Annotated in this window: 8 protein-coding genes; 7 read left to right on the top strand and 1 reads right to left on the bottom strand. The window is 44.0% G+C overall.

Features of this window, described 5'->3' with window-relative positions; all coding sequences use genetic code 11:
* Positions 1 to 46: 46 nt before the first annotated feature.
* The 5 genes from bamC (at position 47) to G9F50_RS05745 (ending at position 13,202) form a co-directional block, all read left to right on the top strand.
* Positions 47 to 7,906, top strand: a complete 7,860-nt coding sequence (gene bamC, locus G9F50_RS05765; protein WP_060561616.1) for a bacillomycin D non-ribosomal peptide synthetase BamC — start codon at positions 47 to 49, stop codon at positions 7,904 to 7,906.
* Between the two features lie 170 nt (positions 7,907 to 8,076).
* Entirely contained in the window at positions 8,077 to 9,615 is a 1,539-nt protein-coding gene (locus G9F50_RS05760) for a glycoside hydrolase family 43 protein (protein ID WP_060561837.1), read from the top strand.
* 61 nt (positions 9,616 to 9,676) lie between these two features.
* Positions 9,677 to 10,948 (top strand): glucuronoarabinoxylan endo-1,4-beta-xylanase XynC, encoded by a 1,272-nt coding sequence (gene xynC / locus G9F50_RS05755; RefSeq protein WP_060561617.1) that lies wholly within the window; start codon positions 9,677 to 9,679, stop codon positions 10,946 to 10,948.
* A gap of 143 nt (positions 10,949 to 11,091) precedes the next feature.
* Positions 11,092 to 11,799, top strand: coding sequence for a response regulator transcription factor (locus G9F50_RS05750; protein ID WP_015239948.1), 708 nt, complete (start codon positions 11,092 to 11,094; stop codon positions 11,797 to 11,799).
* A 2-nt stretch (positions 11,800 to 11,801) separates the two neighbouring features.
* Positions 11,802 to 13,202: a sensor histidine kinase gene (locus G9F50_RS05745; RefSeq protein ID WP_060561618.1), complete on the top strand. Its 1,401-nt coding sequence runs from the start codon at positions 11,802 to 11,804 to the stop codon at positions 13,200 to 13,202.
* A gap of 51 nt (positions 13,203 to 13,253) precedes the next feature.
* Here the strand turns inward: G9F50_RS05745 and G9F50_RS05740 are convergent, their stop codons facing one another.
* Positions 13,254 to 13,565, bottom strand: coding sequence for a magnetosome magnetite crystal formation protein family (locus tag G9F50_RS05740; protein WP_017417895.1), 312 nt, complete (start codon positions 13,563 to 13,565; stop codon positions 13,254 to 13,256).
* A gap of 459 nt (positions 13,566 to 14,024) precedes the next feature.
* Here G9F50_RS05740 and G9F50_RS05735 point away from each other — a divergent pair, with 459 nt between their 5' ends.
* Positions 14,025 to 15,524, top strand: coding sequence for a cellulase family glycosylhydrolase (locus G9F50_RS05735; RefSeq protein ID WP_060561619.1), 1,500 nt, complete (start codon positions 14,025 to 14,027; stop codon positions 15,522 to 15,524).
* 259 nt (positions 15,525 to 15,783) lie between these two features.
* Complete coding sequence (locus tag G9F50_RS05730; RefSeq protein ID WP_060561620.1) at positions 15,784 to 16,920, top strand: alpha/beta hydrolase; 1,137 nt, start codon at positions 15,784 to 15,786, stop codon at positions 16,918 to 16,920.
* Positions 16,921 to 17,169: the final 249 nt, after the last annotated feature.

The raw sequence follows: 17,169 nt of genomic DNA, 5'->3' as shown, positions 1-17,169 counted from the left end.
TACGGGGACAGCGGTCAGCCGGCTAAAACTTACTGGAGGGATATTAATGTCAGAATTTAAGCAACAGGAGTTGTTCTGGAGCAGTATGTTCGATGCGGAAGATCGTCCCAGTGCAATCCCTTCGTTTCAAATGTCGGACTCAACAATAGAGCACGATGCGTCGAGTGCACCCAACCGGATTCACAGTTCATTGAGCTCCGATGTATCCCTGCGCATCATGAAGATGACGAATAAATCGCCAATGGCCGTTTATATGGTTCTCCTGGTCGGAATCGAGTGTCTTTTGTACAAATATACGGGGGAAGAGGGCGTTATTGTAGGCGTTCCGACCTTTGAAGAAGAAACCGATGAAGACCTTCGTTTAGATCAAGTCATGTTAATCAAACAAAACATAAATCCGGACGGCACGTTTAAATCCATATTTAATGAATTCAAGCATACGCTGAACGGAGCCATCTTACATCAGCACGTTCCTTTCGATAAAATGGCCGGTCCATTAAATCTGAACTACGATTCAAATCATTTGCCAATGATCCACACGATCGTATCACTAGATCAGCTTCACCCCATTCGTTTTATAGAAACGGCTGCTGCTGATACGTTATTTCAGTTTTCCATAGAACATGATTCGATTCATTTAAAGTTAACTTATAATGAACAAGCTTATGATCGCCAGTATATGATGCAAGTGATCGAACATGTAAACCGGATTTTTTCGATTTTGTTATTCCAACCCGACCTTATGATCCGCCAGCTTAATATTCTGTCAGACTCAGAGACAAATCAACTCATCGCCTATAATCAAACGGCTGCAGAGTATCCAAGAGAAAAAACGATTCATCAATTTTTGGAGGAACAAGCGGAACGTACCCCTGATCAAACGGCTGTTGTCTACGAGGATAGCCGTCTAACGTACCGGGAATTGAATGAAAGGGCGAATCAACTCGCTCGGACACTGCAATCTGAAGGCGTGCAGCCGGATCAGCCGGTCGGGATTATGGCCGAACGCTCCCTGGATATGATTGTAGGGACCTTCGGGATCTTGAAAGCCGGCGGAGCGTATGTACCAATTGACCCGGGCTATCCGGAGGAACGGGTTCGATACATATTGGAGGATTCGGATACGAAGTTGTTACTCGTGCAGAATCAATCGCAAGAGAGAGTACCTTTTAAGGGAAAAGTGCTGGATATGAAAGATCCGCAAAACTTTTGTGAAGACGGGTCGAATGTAGAGCCGGCTGCTGGTCCGGATCATCTGGCCTATGTTATTTATACATCGGGTTCAACGGGAAAGCCGAAAGGGGTTATGGTTGAGCACCGGTCGGTCATCAATCGGCTGGTGTGGATGCAGGAAAAATACCCTCTCGATGAGCGGGATGCGATTCTGCAAAAAACTGCGATCACCTTTGATGTATCAGTGTGGGAACTGTTCTGGTGGACGATATCAGGTTCCAGATTGGTTCTGCTGCCAAACGGAGGAGAAAAGAATCCCGAGCTGATTTTAGATACAATTGAACAAAAAGGTGTCAGCACAATGCATTTTGTACCGGCGATGCTGCATGCCTTCCTGGAATCCATGGATCAGAAGCCAAGCGGGATGTTGAAACAAAAATTAGCGTCATTAAGACATGTGTTTGCAAGCGGTGAGGCTTTGAAGCCTGTACATGTCGCAGGCTTCAAACGCATCATCACGTCGGTGAGCCAGGCTCGAATCATCAACTTGTACGGACCGACTGAGGCAACAATTGATGTATCATACTTTGATTGCCAGACGGAAGAAACGTATGCATCGATTCCGATAGGCAAACCGATTTCCAATATTCAATTGTATATATTACATGCTGATTTGGAACATATGCAGCCGATCGGTGTGGCGGGAGAACTGTGCATAGCGGGCGATGGGCTTGCAAGGGGCTACTTGAATCGTCCCGAACTGACGGCCGAGAAGTTTGTAAACCATCCGATTGCAGCAGGAGAACGGATATACCGGACGGGAGACTTGGCAAGATGGCTGCCGGACGGCAATATCGAGTATTTGGGCCGGATTGATCACCAGGTGAAAATCCGCGGTTACCGCATTGAAATCGGCGAAGTCGAAGGCGCTTTTTTTCAGCTGCCGGCGATCAAAGAAGCCATCGTTATCGCCCGGGAAATCGATGGGGAAACATCCTTGTGCGCCTATTATACCGCACAACATGCTTTAACTGCAGGCGAGCTCCGTGAAGAGCTGTCCCGGCAGCTTCCATCCTATATGATACCTGCGTATTTCGTTCAGCTGGAAGAGATGCCGCTTACTTTCAACGGGAAAATAGACCGTAAATCCCTTCCTTCTCCAAGAGAGAATCTTTCAGGCATGAACTATGAAGCTCCTCGAACAGAACTGGAAAAAATACTGGCCGCGGTGTGGGAGTCGGTCTTAGGCTTAGAACGGGTCGGAATCTCAGATCATTTCTTCGAATTGGGGGGCGACTCCATTAAGTCGATTCAAGTGTCCTCAAGATTATACCAAGCCGGGTATAAGTTTGAAATCAAACACTTGTTTAAATACCCAACGATCTCCGCGCTTGTTCCATACGTAGAGCCGGTAACCCGAATCGCAGAACAAGGAGAAATTAAAGGCCGGGCGCTGCTGACACCGATTCAGCATTGGTTTTTTGACCAGAAATACCCGGAATTACACCATTATAATCAAGCGGTTATGCTTTATTGGAAAGAGGGACTGGATGAATCAAAGCTTCGGGACGTCATGAAGAAGATCACGGAGCATCACGATGCTTTGCGCATGGTCTATGTTCCGACAGAAGATGGATATGCAGCCCGAAATCGCGGGATCGATGAAGGTGATCTGTTCAGCCTTGAAGTGATCTCATTACGCGAAGAAAACAATGTGTCCCAGACGATAGAAACCATTTCCAATGAGATTCAGCAATCCATTCATTTAGCCGAAGGACCGCTCATGAAACTGGGATTGTTCCGGTGTCAAGAGGGAGATCATTTGCTGATTGCGGTTCATCATCTGGTCATCGACGGCGTATCGTGGAGGATTTTACTTGAGGATATAGCGGCAGCTTATGAGCAGCTTCAAAACGGCGAAGCGATCCGGCTTCCGAAGAAAACGGACTCTTACCTGTTATGGGCTGAACAGTTGAATCGTTATGCAGAAAGTCAGGAATTCAAAGCGGAAAATCAATACTGGTTCAGCCAGAAACATAATCCGCAACTTACATTGCCAAAGGACAATGAACAGGAGACCGGTCTGGCCAAAGACAAGGAAACGGTTATCGTTCAATGGACCGTTGAGGAAACCGAACGTTTATTAAAAAACGCTCACCGGGCTTATTCGACCGATATGAACGATTTATTACTGACCGGTCTGGGAACTGCTATTCATCGTTGGACCGGATATGAAGACATTCTCATTGATCTTGAAGGACACGGCAGAGAGTCTATCATTCCGGATCTCGATATTTCGCGTACGGTGGGATGGTTCACAAGCCTATATCCGGTTTCGCTTCAAATCAAAGCTGATCAGGATATCCCGCAGCGGATTAAAATAGTGAAAGAAAATTTGCGTCAGATCCCCCAAAAAGGAATAGGTTACGGCCTGATCAAATATTTGTCCGATCACCCGAAGGCACATGAATGGACCGGACATCCGGAAATACGTTTCAATTATTTGGGTCAATTTGATCAAGATGTCCGGAACGGCAGGATGGAGGTATCCCCTTACTCAAGCGGGAAAACAGCCAGTGACAATCGTCCCTTGACCTATACACTTGATATCAACGGCATGATTTCAGACGGCCGATTGTCGCTGGCCATCAGCTATTGCGGAAAACAATATCAAAGAGAAACAATGGAAGCCTGTGCCGATCTCTTAAAAAGCAGCCTGCAGCAAGTCATCGCACATTGTGATGCTCAAGATCAAATTCACCTGACGCCAAGCGATATTTCGTTAAAAGGTATAACGATCGGTGAATTAGATCAATTTGTGCAGCAAACGAGTCATCTCGGTGACATTGAAAATATATACCCATTAACCCCGATGCAGAAAGGAATGTTGTTCCACAGCTTGATCGATTCGGCTTCCGAAGCTTACTTTGAACAAGCCGCTTTTGATCTGAAAGGTTTCTTGGATATCGATGCATTCAAGATGAGTTTGGCGCATCTGGCCGAAAAATATGACATTCTTCGGACTCTTTTTTATACAGAATGGAAAGATCAGCCTTTGCAGATTGTATTCCGGCAAAAGCCGATTGAAACGGCCGTTGAAGATATTCGCAGCATGAACAGTCATCAGCGCAGCGAGTTTATTGCCGATTTTGCAAGAAGAGATAAGGCGCGGGGATTCAATCTCACCCGGGATGCTTTAATGCGCGTATCGATCCTGCGGACAGAAGAAGACCAAGCGCGATTGATATGGAGCTTTCATCATATTTTAATGGATGGCTGGTGTTTGCCTCTTGTTACGAAAGAAGTGTTTGAAACCTATTATGCGATACTCGAGCAAAGGCAGCCGAAGCGGGGAGCCGTCACTCCATACAGCCGATATATCGAATGGCTGGATCAACAAGATCACAAGCAGGCGTCAGCCTATTGGCGTAATTACTTGGAAGGTTATGAAGGGCAGACTGTTTTGTTACAAGAACAAACTTCCGACCGGGCGAAAGGATACGAAAAAGGTGAGTATGAGTTTCGTTTGGGAAAGCGGCTCACAGACGAAATCAAACGGGCCGCAAGCCGCCAGCAAGTCACCGTCAATACATGGATACAAACCGCATGGGGCTTATTGCTGCAAAGATACAACGGGAGTCAGGATGTCGTCTTCGGCACGGTCGTATCCGGCAGACCGGCAGAAATTCCGGGAATTGAAACCATGGTCGGTTTATTTATCAATACCATTCCCGTACGTATTCATACGCAGCCTGAAATGACAGCTGCACAAGTATTGAAAATGAACCAGGAGCGGGCACTGGCTTCTCAAAAATATGATACATTTCCGTTGTATGACATTCAGGCTCAAACTGAGCAAAAGCAGCAGTTGATCAATCATATTATGGTATTTGAAAATTACCCGGTTGAGAAACAAATAGAACATATGAAGCAGGATGACAACGCATTAGACATTCTCGATTTTCATATGGAAGAACACACTCATTACGACTTTACTTTTATAGTGATGCCGGATGGAGAAATTGACATTCGTTTTGTATACAATCGCGATGTTTATGACCAAGCAAGTGTCGAACGGATGCAGACGCATTTCATACAAATCATGAAGCAAATGGCGGACGATCAAGAAATTCGCGTTCAAGACCTTGATATCGTAACAGCGGATGAGCGATCGCTCCTGATAGATAAGTTCAACGATACGGCGGCTGAGTATCCGAAGGAAAAGACGATTCATCAATTGTTTGAAGAACAAGCGGAGCGAACGCCGGAGCAAGCGGCGATTGTTTTTGAAGATAAGAAGATAACGTATCGGATAGTAAATGAACGCGCCAATCAGCTGGCCCGAACCTTGGTTGCCAAAGGACTTCAGGCCGAGGAGCTTGTCGGCATTATGGCGGAACGTTCACCGGAGATGGTGATAGGCATCCTTGCTATTTTGAAAGCCGGGGGCGTTTACGTACCGATCGATCCGGATTATCCGAAAGAACGCATCCATTATATGCTTGAGGATTCTAACGTCTCTATCTTATTATTGCAACATCATCTTCTGGAAGGTACCGATTATCAAAGTCAGACTGTCTTCCTTGACGATCCGTCATCATACGGCTCCGAAGCATCTAATCTCAATCTGAACGTGATGCCAAATCAATTAGCCTACATTATTTATACATCAGGAACAACGGGGAATCCGAAAGGCACGCTCATTGAACATAAAAACGTGGTTCGTCTGTTATTTAACAACAAAAATGTTTTTGATTTTAATGCATCGGACACATGGACTTTGTTTCATTCCTTCTGCTTTGATTTTTCAGTATGGGAAATGTACGGAGCGCTGCTGTATGGGGGCAAATTAGTGATTATTCCGAAACAAATAGCAAAAAACCCGGAAAGGTATTTGCAATTGTTAAAATCGGAAGCTGTGACCATTTTAAATCAAACGCCAAGTTATTTCTACCAACTGATGCAGGAAGAGAGAGCAGATCCCGAATCCAATTTAAACATCCGAAAAATCATATTTGGCGGAGAGGCGTTAAATCCATCCTTCTTGAAAGACTGGAAGCTTAAATATCCTTTAACACAATTAATCAATATGTACGGCATCACCGAAACCACCGTTCATGTCACATATAAAGAAATCACGGAACGGGAAATCAACGAGGGCAGAAGCAACATCGGACAACCTATTCCTACTCTGCAAGCGTATATTTTGGACGAATATCAACGTATTCAGGTAATGGGCATACCGGGCGAGCTCTATGTGGCAGGAGAGGGACTGGCCAGAGGATATTTGAACCGCCCGGAATTAACGGCTGAGAAATTTGTTGAACACCCGTTTGCCGCAGGCGAAAAAATGTACAAAACGGGAGATGTCGCCCGGTGGCTGCCGGACGGCAATATCGAGTATTTGGGAAGAATTGATCATCAGGTGAAAATCCGGGGCTACCGGATTGAAATTGGCGAGGTCGAAGCGGCTTTATTGCAATCGGAATCTGTCAAAGAAGCGGTCGTCATCGCAATTGAAGAAGAGGGCTCAAAGCAGCTGTGCGCCTACTTGTCAGGAGACGACTCATTAAATACGGCGCAGCTGAAGCATCATTTACTGAACAAACTGCCCGCTTATATGATACCGGCTTACTTTGTACAAATGGAGAAGATGCCGATAACCGCAAATGGAAAAATCGATCGAAAAGCTTTGCCGGCTCCTGAGGGAAATAGGCTCACCGGAACCGAATACGAAGCGCCCGGAACGTTAATTGAAAAGCAACTGGCCGAAATTTGGAAAAACATTTTAGCTCTCAGTGACCCGGGAATTAAAGATAACTTCTTTGACGTTGGCGGCCATTCGCTCAAAGTATTGCAAGTTATTCATCAAATCAACGACCGTATGGGAATCAAAATGCATTATCAAGCCGTATACGATTTTCCTACCATCGAAACAATGGCACGCGCCATTCAAGCGGCAGTTTTCGAGTCCAAGACGGATAACGTATTCGTCAAGATGAATCAGAACGGTTCAATCCCTGTGTTCTGTTTCCCGCCTTTAATCGGATACGGGCTGGTCTATAATGAAATGGCGAAAAGACTTGACGGCCGCTGCACCGTCTATGCCGCTGATTTCTTAGAAGAGCCGTCTTACGAAAAAGAGATCGTTGACCGGTATGCAGAAAGCATGATAGGCATTCAGGAACAAGGGCCCTTTGTTTTACTTGGTTACTCCTCGGGGTCGAATTTGGCTTTTGAGGTTGCCAAAGCCTTGGAGAAGCGCGGACGCATCGTGTCGGACATTATGATGCTTGATTCTAAAAGAGCCGTTTCGGTGAATTATTTTTCGGAAGAGGAAACCGAAGAGATCATTCATCGGAATCTGGATATCATTCCGGATTATTATAGAGAATTATTAACCATTCCTTCGATTAAGGATAAAATCAGAAGCTATCTCACATATCACAATAAACTGATCAATTCCGGCGCGGTGAACGCCAACATTCATCATTTTCTATGCGGCGAGTTGACCGATAGAGGATGGAAGCAATCAACCGCACAGCATTACCTTGAGTACAAATTAAAAGGAGACCATGTGACGATCTTTGACCCTCACAATATTGAAGAAAATACGGATACAATTCGATCTATTATCAAGAGGATTGAAGAACGGCATCATCACGGACTTGTTCTTGAAGAACAACTGTCAATGGGATCGTTTGCTGGCGACACGAAGTTTGACAAAATGTAAGTGATTCAGGGCAAAATGCCGCTGACTGCAACCGGCGGCATTTTTCATAAAAGAGGGTCAGATATTTGCAACGTTTTCACTCTAAAAATCATTCATTTTACGCATTCTTCATGACCTGTTGTTATCATATTTTTTAAAAACCTAATATGCGGAAACAGGAGGATGTTAAGCTGATGAAAAAGTGCAGCGTATGTTTATTGATTCTTGCTTTATTATTGAGCTGTTTACCTGGGGAATATGCGAATGCGGTAAGCACTCCAATTGCAAAACATGTTGGGAATTCAAATCCGCTTATCGACCATCATCTGGGCGCAGATCCGTTTGCGCTGACCTATAACGGAAGAGTCTACATCTATATGTCAAGCGATGACTATGAATATAATAGCGACGGCACGATTAAGGATAATTCATTTGCCAATTTGAATAAAATATCCGTCATATCTTCAGCGGATATGGTGAACTGGACAGATCACGGAACGATTCCCGCAGCGGGTGCCAATGGGCTGAATGGCGGCCGGGGGATTGCCAAATGGGCAGGAGCATCATGGGCCCCGTCAGCCGCGGTGAAAAAGATCAATGGTAAGGATAAATTTTTCCTTTATTTCGCAAACGGCGGCGGAGGTATCGGGGTTCTCACCGCAGACAGCCCGACCGGCCCATGGACAGATCCGATCGGAAAAGCGCTTGTAACGCCAAATACGCCAGGAATGTCCGGTGTTGTATGGCTTTTTGATCCTGCAGTATTCGTAGATGATGACGGTACCGGTTACCTATATGCCGGCGGAGGCGTTCCGGGCGGTTCAAATCCCGCACAGGGGCAATGGGCCAATCCTAAAACAGCAAGAGTCATGAAATTAGGTCCTGATATGACCAGTGTTGCCGGAAGTGCGTCTACGATTGATGCGCCTTTTATGTTTGAAGATTCGGGAATGCATAAGTATAACGGAAAATATTACTATTCCTATTGTATCAATTTCGGGGGCGCGCACCCGGCCGATAAACCTCCAGGTGAGATCGGCTATATGACCAGCTCAAGTCCTATGGATTCTTTTTCGTATAGAGGGCACTTTCTGAAAAATCCGGGAGCATTTTTCGGAGGCGGCGGGAACAATCACCATGCTGTTTTCAATTTTAAAAACGAGTGGTATGTGGTGTATCATACTCAAACTGTCAGCTCCGCTCTTTACGGGGCCGGCAAAGGTTACCGTTCTCCCCATATTAATAAGCTTGTGCATAATCCAGATGGCTCCCTGCAAGAGGTAGCGGCAAATTTTGCAGGTGTCAAACAGCTATCCAATTTGAATCCATATCACCGCGTAGAAGCGGAAACGTTTGCCTGGAACGGACGGATTTTGACAGAGGCATCCTCAGCACCCGGCGGCCCGGTCAATAATCAACATGTCACAAACATTCATAACGGAGACTGGATTGCTGTTGGAAATGCAGACTTCGGCTCAGGCGGTGCCAGGACGTTTAAAGCAAATGTAGCGTCCGCTCTTGGCGGGAAAATAGAAGTGCGGCTAGACAGTGCAAACGGTAAGCTTGTCGGAACCTTGAATGTCCCTTCCACAGGCGGAACGCAATCTTGGAGAGAAATAGAAACTGCGGTAAGCGGCGCATCCGGTGTTCACAACGTATTCTTTGTATTTACCGGAACTGGTACAGGAAACTTGTTTAATTTTGATTACTGGCAGTTTACACAAAGATAAGCAAAGGGAGACAAAGGTACGTTTTCTAAGTCCATAAACGACATATGAAGGAGAGGAAAAAATGATGTCGAGCGTAAAAAAAACAATTTGTGTATTATTGGTATGTTTCACAATGCTGTCCGTCATGCTCTTAGGACCGGGAGTTACTGAAGTTTCAGCAGCAAGTGATGCAACAGTTAATATATCTGCAGATAGACAAGTGATTCGCGGTTTTGGAGGAATGAACCACCCGGCTTGGATTGGAGACTTGACTGCGGCTCAACGGGAGACCGCTTTTGGCAATGGACAGAATCAGTTAGGTTTTTCGGTCTTAAGAATTCATGTAGATGAAAATAGAAATAATTGGTACAAGGAAGTAGAGACTGCAAAGAGTGCAATCAAACATGGAGCAATCGTTTTTGCTTCCCCTTGGAATCCGCCAAACGATATGGTTGAGACTTTCAATCATAATGGTGACACATCAGCTAAGCGGCTGAGATATGATAAGTACGCCGCATACGCGCAGCATCTTAACGATTTCGTTAATTTCATGAAGAGTAATGGTGTGAATCTGTATGCGATTTCTATGCAAAACGAGCCTGATTACGCTCACGAATGGACATGGTGGACGCCCCAAGAAATCCTGCGTTTCATGAGAGAGAATGCCGGTTCCATTAATGCCCGCGTGATTGCGCCGGAATCATTTCAATACCTGAAAAATATATCGGACCCCATTTTGAACGATCCGCAGGCGCTTAGGAATATGGATATCCTTGGAACCCACCTGTACGGCACTCAGGTCAGTCAGTTTCCTTATCCTCTATTCAAACAAAAAGGAGGAGGGAAAGAGCTATGGATGACGGAGGTATACTATCCGAATAGTGACAACAATTCAGCGGATCGCTGGCCTGAGGCTTTAGGTGTTTCAGAGCATATTCATCATTCAATGGTAGAGGGAGATTTTCAAGCTTATGTGTGGTGGTACATCCGCAGATCATACGGCCCTATGAAAGAAGATGGGATGATCAGCAAACGCGGATACAATATGGCTCATTTCTCAAAATTTGTGCGCCCTGGCTATGTAAGGATTGATGCAACGAAAAATCCTGAACCGAATGTTTACGTGTCAGCCTATAAAGGAGACAATAAGGTCGTGATTGTTGCCATTAATAAAAATAACACAGGGGTCAACCAAAACTTTGTGTTGCAGAATGGAACTGCTTCGCAAGTATCCAGATGGATCACGAGCAGCAGCAGCAATCTTCAACCTGGAACGGATCTCAAAGTAACGGACAATCATTTTTGGGCCCATCTGCCGGCTCAAAGCGTGACAACATTTGTTGTAAAGCGTTAAAGGCATCAGCATCGCAATAAGCCAATTTTCTTACTTGAAAAAGAAAATTGGCTTATTTTCTGTGGGATAGAAGTGTTGATTTTTTTAACGATACACAGACATTGGGTATAATAATGACAATGACTTCAAGGAGTGATCAATATATGTCACGGCTTCACAGCAAAGTATTAATCATAGACGACGAAAAAGAAATTTTGGAACTGATCAAAACCGTATTAATAAGAGAAGGCATTGATCGCGTAGTGACCGCTTCGACTGCCCGTGACGGATTGGCTCAATTTCATCAAGAAAATCCCGATCTGGTGATATTGGATATCATGCTGCCAGACGGTGAAGGCTATGATATCTGCAAGCAAATAAGAGACATTTCACACGTTCCTATTATCTTTTTGTCTGCAAAGGGGGAGGAAACGGATAAAATTGTAGGACTTGCCATCGGCGGGGACGACTACATTACAAAACCCTTCAGCCCTAAGGAAGTTGCATATCGAGTCAAAGCGCAGCTGAGACGGGTCTCTTACTTACAGCCTTCTCAAACCGGAACCATAATAAAAAAAGGGCCATTTGAATTAAACCAACAACAAGCCGAGCTCACCAAAAATGGAGCGGCTATTGAGTTAACACCTAAAGAACTTATGCTTATGACCTATTTTCTGCAGCATCCCAACCGGGTGATCAGTAAAGAAACACTCTATCAAGCTGTATGGGGAGAAGATTTCTTCGGTTCTGACAACACGGTGATGGTTCATATACGCAGGCTCCGTGAGAAAATAGAAAACACCCCATCAAAACCAGACTTTCTCGTCACTGTGAAAGGGTTAGGCTACAAATTTGTTGTAAAGGATGCGTAAGGATGAATTGGCGATTAACAGGCAGATACATGGTATCTGTCATCATAGTGACCATCATTACAGTCTTCATTAATTTATTTATTTTTATGTTTTGGCTCGTTTTCCAGGCGAACACCCAACATGACGAAGAAAGTACACCGGAAACTTTCACAAGATCATTCCGACAATATGTCACGTTATCGAACAATGGTATCACAGTAAACAAAGAGGGCCAAAAAGCTTTAAAAGAGCAGAATGCATGGATTCAAATATTAGATGAAAACGGACGGGATGTTTATCATGATAGAGAACCTAAAGGACTGAAGAAAAAATATACGCCTATTGAAATTGTAAATTTACATAAATATAAGGATGAACAATTATTATCAACCATTTACGCCGGCGGAAAAAAAGTAAACGGCAAGGAGTACAGTTACTTTATAGGGTTTAAAAATCCCTCTCTCGGAAAATATGTCCTCTCATATGATACCAAGGAATTTGTGACGAAGTTCAATGCAGGAACCATCATATTATTATCAATAGATGCATTGATCGCGTTACTCATTGGCTATCTATTCAGCCGGCAGCTCACAAAACCGCTCGGCCGTGTCATTCAAGGAATCCAGCGGTTAGCTAATGGAGATTATACGATCAAAATGAAATCCAAAGGCATTTATAAAGATGTCTTCTATAATGTCAATCATTTATCGGAACAACTATCTTCAAGCAAAAAAGAAAAAGATAAATTAGAGCAAATGCGTGAAGAGTGGATCAGTCATATTTCTCATGACATTAAAACACCATTAGCATCTATTCAAGGCTATGCAGAAATCATCCAAGATCCAAATTACCATCTCACAGCCGAACAGACCAGAGAGTACGCCCATATCATTGAGAGTAAATCCCTCTATATGAAAGATGTGATGGAAGATTTAAATTTAACGACAAGGCTGAAAAACAACGATGTGATGCTACATACAGAACGGGTAAACCTTGTATCGCTGCTGCGGGAAACGTTAATTGATATGTTAAACGATTCTAGATATGCGGATAAGTCCATTGAGCTTCAAACGAACGTGGAAAAGCTGATGCTGAACCTTGATGCGATATTGATTCGGAGAGCGGTCACGAATCTCATTTTAAATTCCCTCGTTCACAATGATCCTGATGTGAAGATCGTTGTACGGCTTGAACAAAAAGAACGGACTCATGTGACAATTAAGGACAACGGCAAAGGGATAGAAGAAGAGGAGCTGGAAAAAGTGTTTGATCGCTATTACAGGGGGACAAATACAGGAACGACGCATGCAGGCTCTGGTCTTGGAATGGCCATAGCAAAGGATATTATCCAAAAGCACGGAGGGGACATCACCATTCACAGCACCGCGGGAGAAGGGACAACGATAGATATACAATTATCATAATGGCTATACAAAAAAAACGGTTCTGCTGATTAATGACAGAACCGTTTTTTCCTATTGTTCCGAAAATACTTTGATTCCTTTGACAATGTTCCAAATGAAAAAATAGATCGCCACAAGGAATGTAACAGCATACGTCGCAAGCAAGAAAGGCCCGGCGTGCCTGATGTCATTCATACCAAGTAAACCTGAAGCGATGATGCCAATTCCAAAAATCAAATAAGGAATCAGATGCGTCCACAAAGATTTTTTCGCATGATATTTCACATCGTCCTGTCCTAAGAAATAGACGATAATCGGAAACAGAAACGGCGCAAAAAATATACTGAAGTAACATAATGAAGACAAAATTTTATTTTCTCTCAAACCTTTTCACCTCTATGATTTATTGAAGGGGGAATTCTTCTGGCTGAATCCCTCACTGAAGTACAATCTTATTGTACAACTCCAACCTTAACCCGTATTAATCCAAACCTTACATCAACCTTACATTAACAAGGACGGGCAAGGGCTCGTCTTCTTACAGCAATCATAAGATTCAATGCCATATTGAGACTCATCACATTCAGCATGTCTGCGTTGGAAATACATTTAATTTTTCGATTCGATTGAAAAATGACGTGTAAAGTCCCGATTCAGCCCGGTTTTCTTTGTTCTATATGTGTCAGGTGTGTCTTATTCAATAGAGATAGAGCAAATTGACAGGCTTTTACACCTCCCAAAAACAAGAAATTAGGTTGATAGACAATCATGAGAAAGATTTTTACAATGAGTTCGAGCTCATAAGAAAGAGCCAAAATGATGCGAAGGAGGAAAAGATCAGATATGAAACGGTCAATTTCTATTTTTATTACGTGTTTATTGATTGCGTTATTGACAATGGGCGGCTTGCTGCCTTCGCCGGCATCAGCAGCAGGAACAAAAACGCCAGTAGCCAAGAATGGTCAGCTTAGCATAAAAGGTACACAACTTGTAAACCGAGATGGCAAAGCGGTACAACTGAAAGGGATCAGTTCACATGGATTGCAATGGTATGGAGATTTCGTCAATAAAGACAGCCTAAAATGGCTGAGAGACGATTGGGGCATAACCGTTTTCCGCGCGGCGATGTATACGGCAGATGGCGGTTATATTGACAACCCGTCCGTGAAAAATAAAGTAAAAGAAGCGGTTGAAGCGGCAAAAGAACTTGGGATATATGTCATCATTGACTGGCATATCTTAAATGACGGCAACCCAAACCAAAATAAAGAGAAGGCAAAAGAATTTTTCAAGGAGATGTCAAGTCTTTACGGAAATACGCCAAACGTCATTTATGAAATTGCAAACGAACCAAACGGTGACGTGAACTGGAAGCGTGATATTAAACCGTATGCGGAAGAAGTGATTTCCGTTATCCGCAAAAATGATCCAGACAACATCATCATTGTCGGAACCGGTACATGGAGCCAGGATGTGAATGATGCTGCCGATGACCAGTTAAAAGATGCAAACGTCATGTACGCGCTTCATTTTTATGCCGGCACACATGGCCAATTTTTACGGGATAAAGCAAACTACGCACTCAGCAAAGGAGCGCCGATTTTCGTGACGGAATGGGGAACAAGCGATGCGTCTGGAAATGGCGGTGTATTTCTTGACCAGTCGCGGGAATGGCTGAATTATCTCGACAGCAAGAACATCAGCTGGGTGAACTGGAATCTTTCTGATAAGCAGGAATCATCTTCGGCTTTAAAGCCGGGAGCATCTAAAACAGGCGGCTGGCCGCTTACAGATTTAACTGCTTCAGGAACATTCGTAAGAGAAAACATTCGCGGCACTAAAGATTCAACGAAAGACGGCCCTGAAACGCCAGCACAAGATAACCCCACACAGGAAAAAGGCGTTTCTGTACAATACAAAGCAGGGGATGGGCGTGTGAACAGCAATCAAATCCGCCCGCAGCTTCACATAAAAAATAACGGCAATGCGACGGTTGATTTAAAAGATGTCACTGCCCGTTACTGGTATAACGCGAAAAACAAAGGCCAAAACGTTGACTGTGACTACGCGCAGATGGGATGCGGCAATCTGACCCACAAATTTGTGACGCTGCATAAACCTAAGCAAGGTGCAGATACCTACCTGGAACTGGGGTTTAAAACAGGAACGCTGTCACCGGGAGCAAGCACAGGGAATATTCAGCTTCGTCTTCACAACGATGACTGGAGCAATTATGCACAAAGCGGCGATTATTCCTTTTTCCAATCAAATACGTTTAAAACAACGAAAAAAATCACATTATATCATCAAGGAAAACTAATTTGGGGAACAGAACCCAATTAGTTAAGCTTTAGGCGGACATCAGCAACGATGTCCGCTTTTGTCATCTTAAACAGCAATACAAGGAGGTTTACGTGGCGGATGAAACTCTGAAACAGTATATGGGCCTGTACAAATATTGTTAGCAATCTCAAGAAAGCCAAGGAGTAGATATGATTCACTGAACATATGATGTAATCGTTTCACAGTTTTGAAAAGCGTTTATAGCGCAATGTATGTATTTCACATCCGCCACTTTTATTACGTAAGGGGGAACAAGAGAATGAAAAAGTATGACGCATTTCCAGAGCCAATTGGCGGCTATACTGTCGGCCGAACCCAGATGGATTTTGAGTACACGGCATCAGATCATACAAAAAGAGAACTGACGGCGTTTGTGTACTATCCGTCTGACAGCAGCGAAGGGAAGACTACATCAACGTACATGTTTCCTGAAGTCTGCGAAATGCTTGATGAGCAGCCGCTTCTCACTGCGTTGAAGGATGCTTACTCTATAGATATCAAGACCCAATGTTACGACGACCTTGCTCTCTCCGGGAAGGAAAAACGCTATCCGGTGTTATTTTATGTTTGCGGCGGGGGCGGTTCTCCAGAATGGGGTACAGTGATCTGTACAGACTTGGCAAGTATGGGATATGTTGTGGTAAGCATCGGCCATCAGAATAGCACGATGTATAAGCGTAAAGATGGGCGCCTGTTTAATGTATCAAAGGATTTTTCGGATGTCATTATAGCGTTTTCTGAAGATCCGGAGATGCTGGCTTTGGCAGGTAAGATGGAGATGCGGCCCGACGATGAAACTGCCATTGAGATGTGCCAAAACGTGCTTACACTGCCGATACTTGACAAGTTAACAGAGTATAGTGAATTACAGGCAGAAGATGTAAGGTATGTAGCCGATTATCTTGTCAAATTGGACTCTGGAGAGCTGAATTCCATCTTTAAGGGCAGATTGTTGCTTGACATCGGCATGGGCATAGTCGGACATTCTTATGGAGGGCCTACGACGGCGATTGTTTGCCGGGACGACGAACGGTTCGCCTGCGGGATTGGCTTGGATAGCGGTGCGTTCGGCCTTCAGGGCAGCGACCTTAAGAAACCCTTTTTGCTGCTGTTTTCTGAACCGAACTATAACATGAATGCGATCATTGGCGCTAACAATAGCATGGATACCTATTATTTCTCTGTTGATCGTGCTGCGCATTTAGATTACTGCGACATCGTGTTTACCAGTGTGAATGAGGAACTTAGAGGCGAACGGGATGCCATGGAGATGCGAAATCTTGTTACAGACTATACGAAGAACTTTTTTGATCATTATATACTGCAGAAGGCTGCAAGTGTGGAAAGTCTGGCATACGATGGCGTGGACTTGATCAAGAAGACCAGCAACAAGTGACATAACCGATTAAAATACTCAAACTGAAAAACCTTTATGACCAATTTAATTTATTAAGGGCGTAGAGGTTTTCCTTACAAAAGGGGATGCTCTTAGAATATGGATCCACTTTTATATTCTCTACATAATTTCTGCTGGAAGAGGCTCATGTCATTTTATCGACATAAGTCTTTTTTTGTCGGAAAAATACAGCATTTAATTGCATAATCAAACTTTTAATTGTATAATCCAATTAAAAGTTTGATTATG

Origin of the sequence: Bacillus sp. EKM206B, from assembly GCF_011066015.1 — a bacterium.
Taxonomy (GTDB): Bacteria; Bacillota; Bacilli; order Bacillales; family Bacillaceae; genus Bacillus; species Bacillus velezensis.
This window is presented reverse-complemented; position numbering and strand designations above follow the sequence as displayed.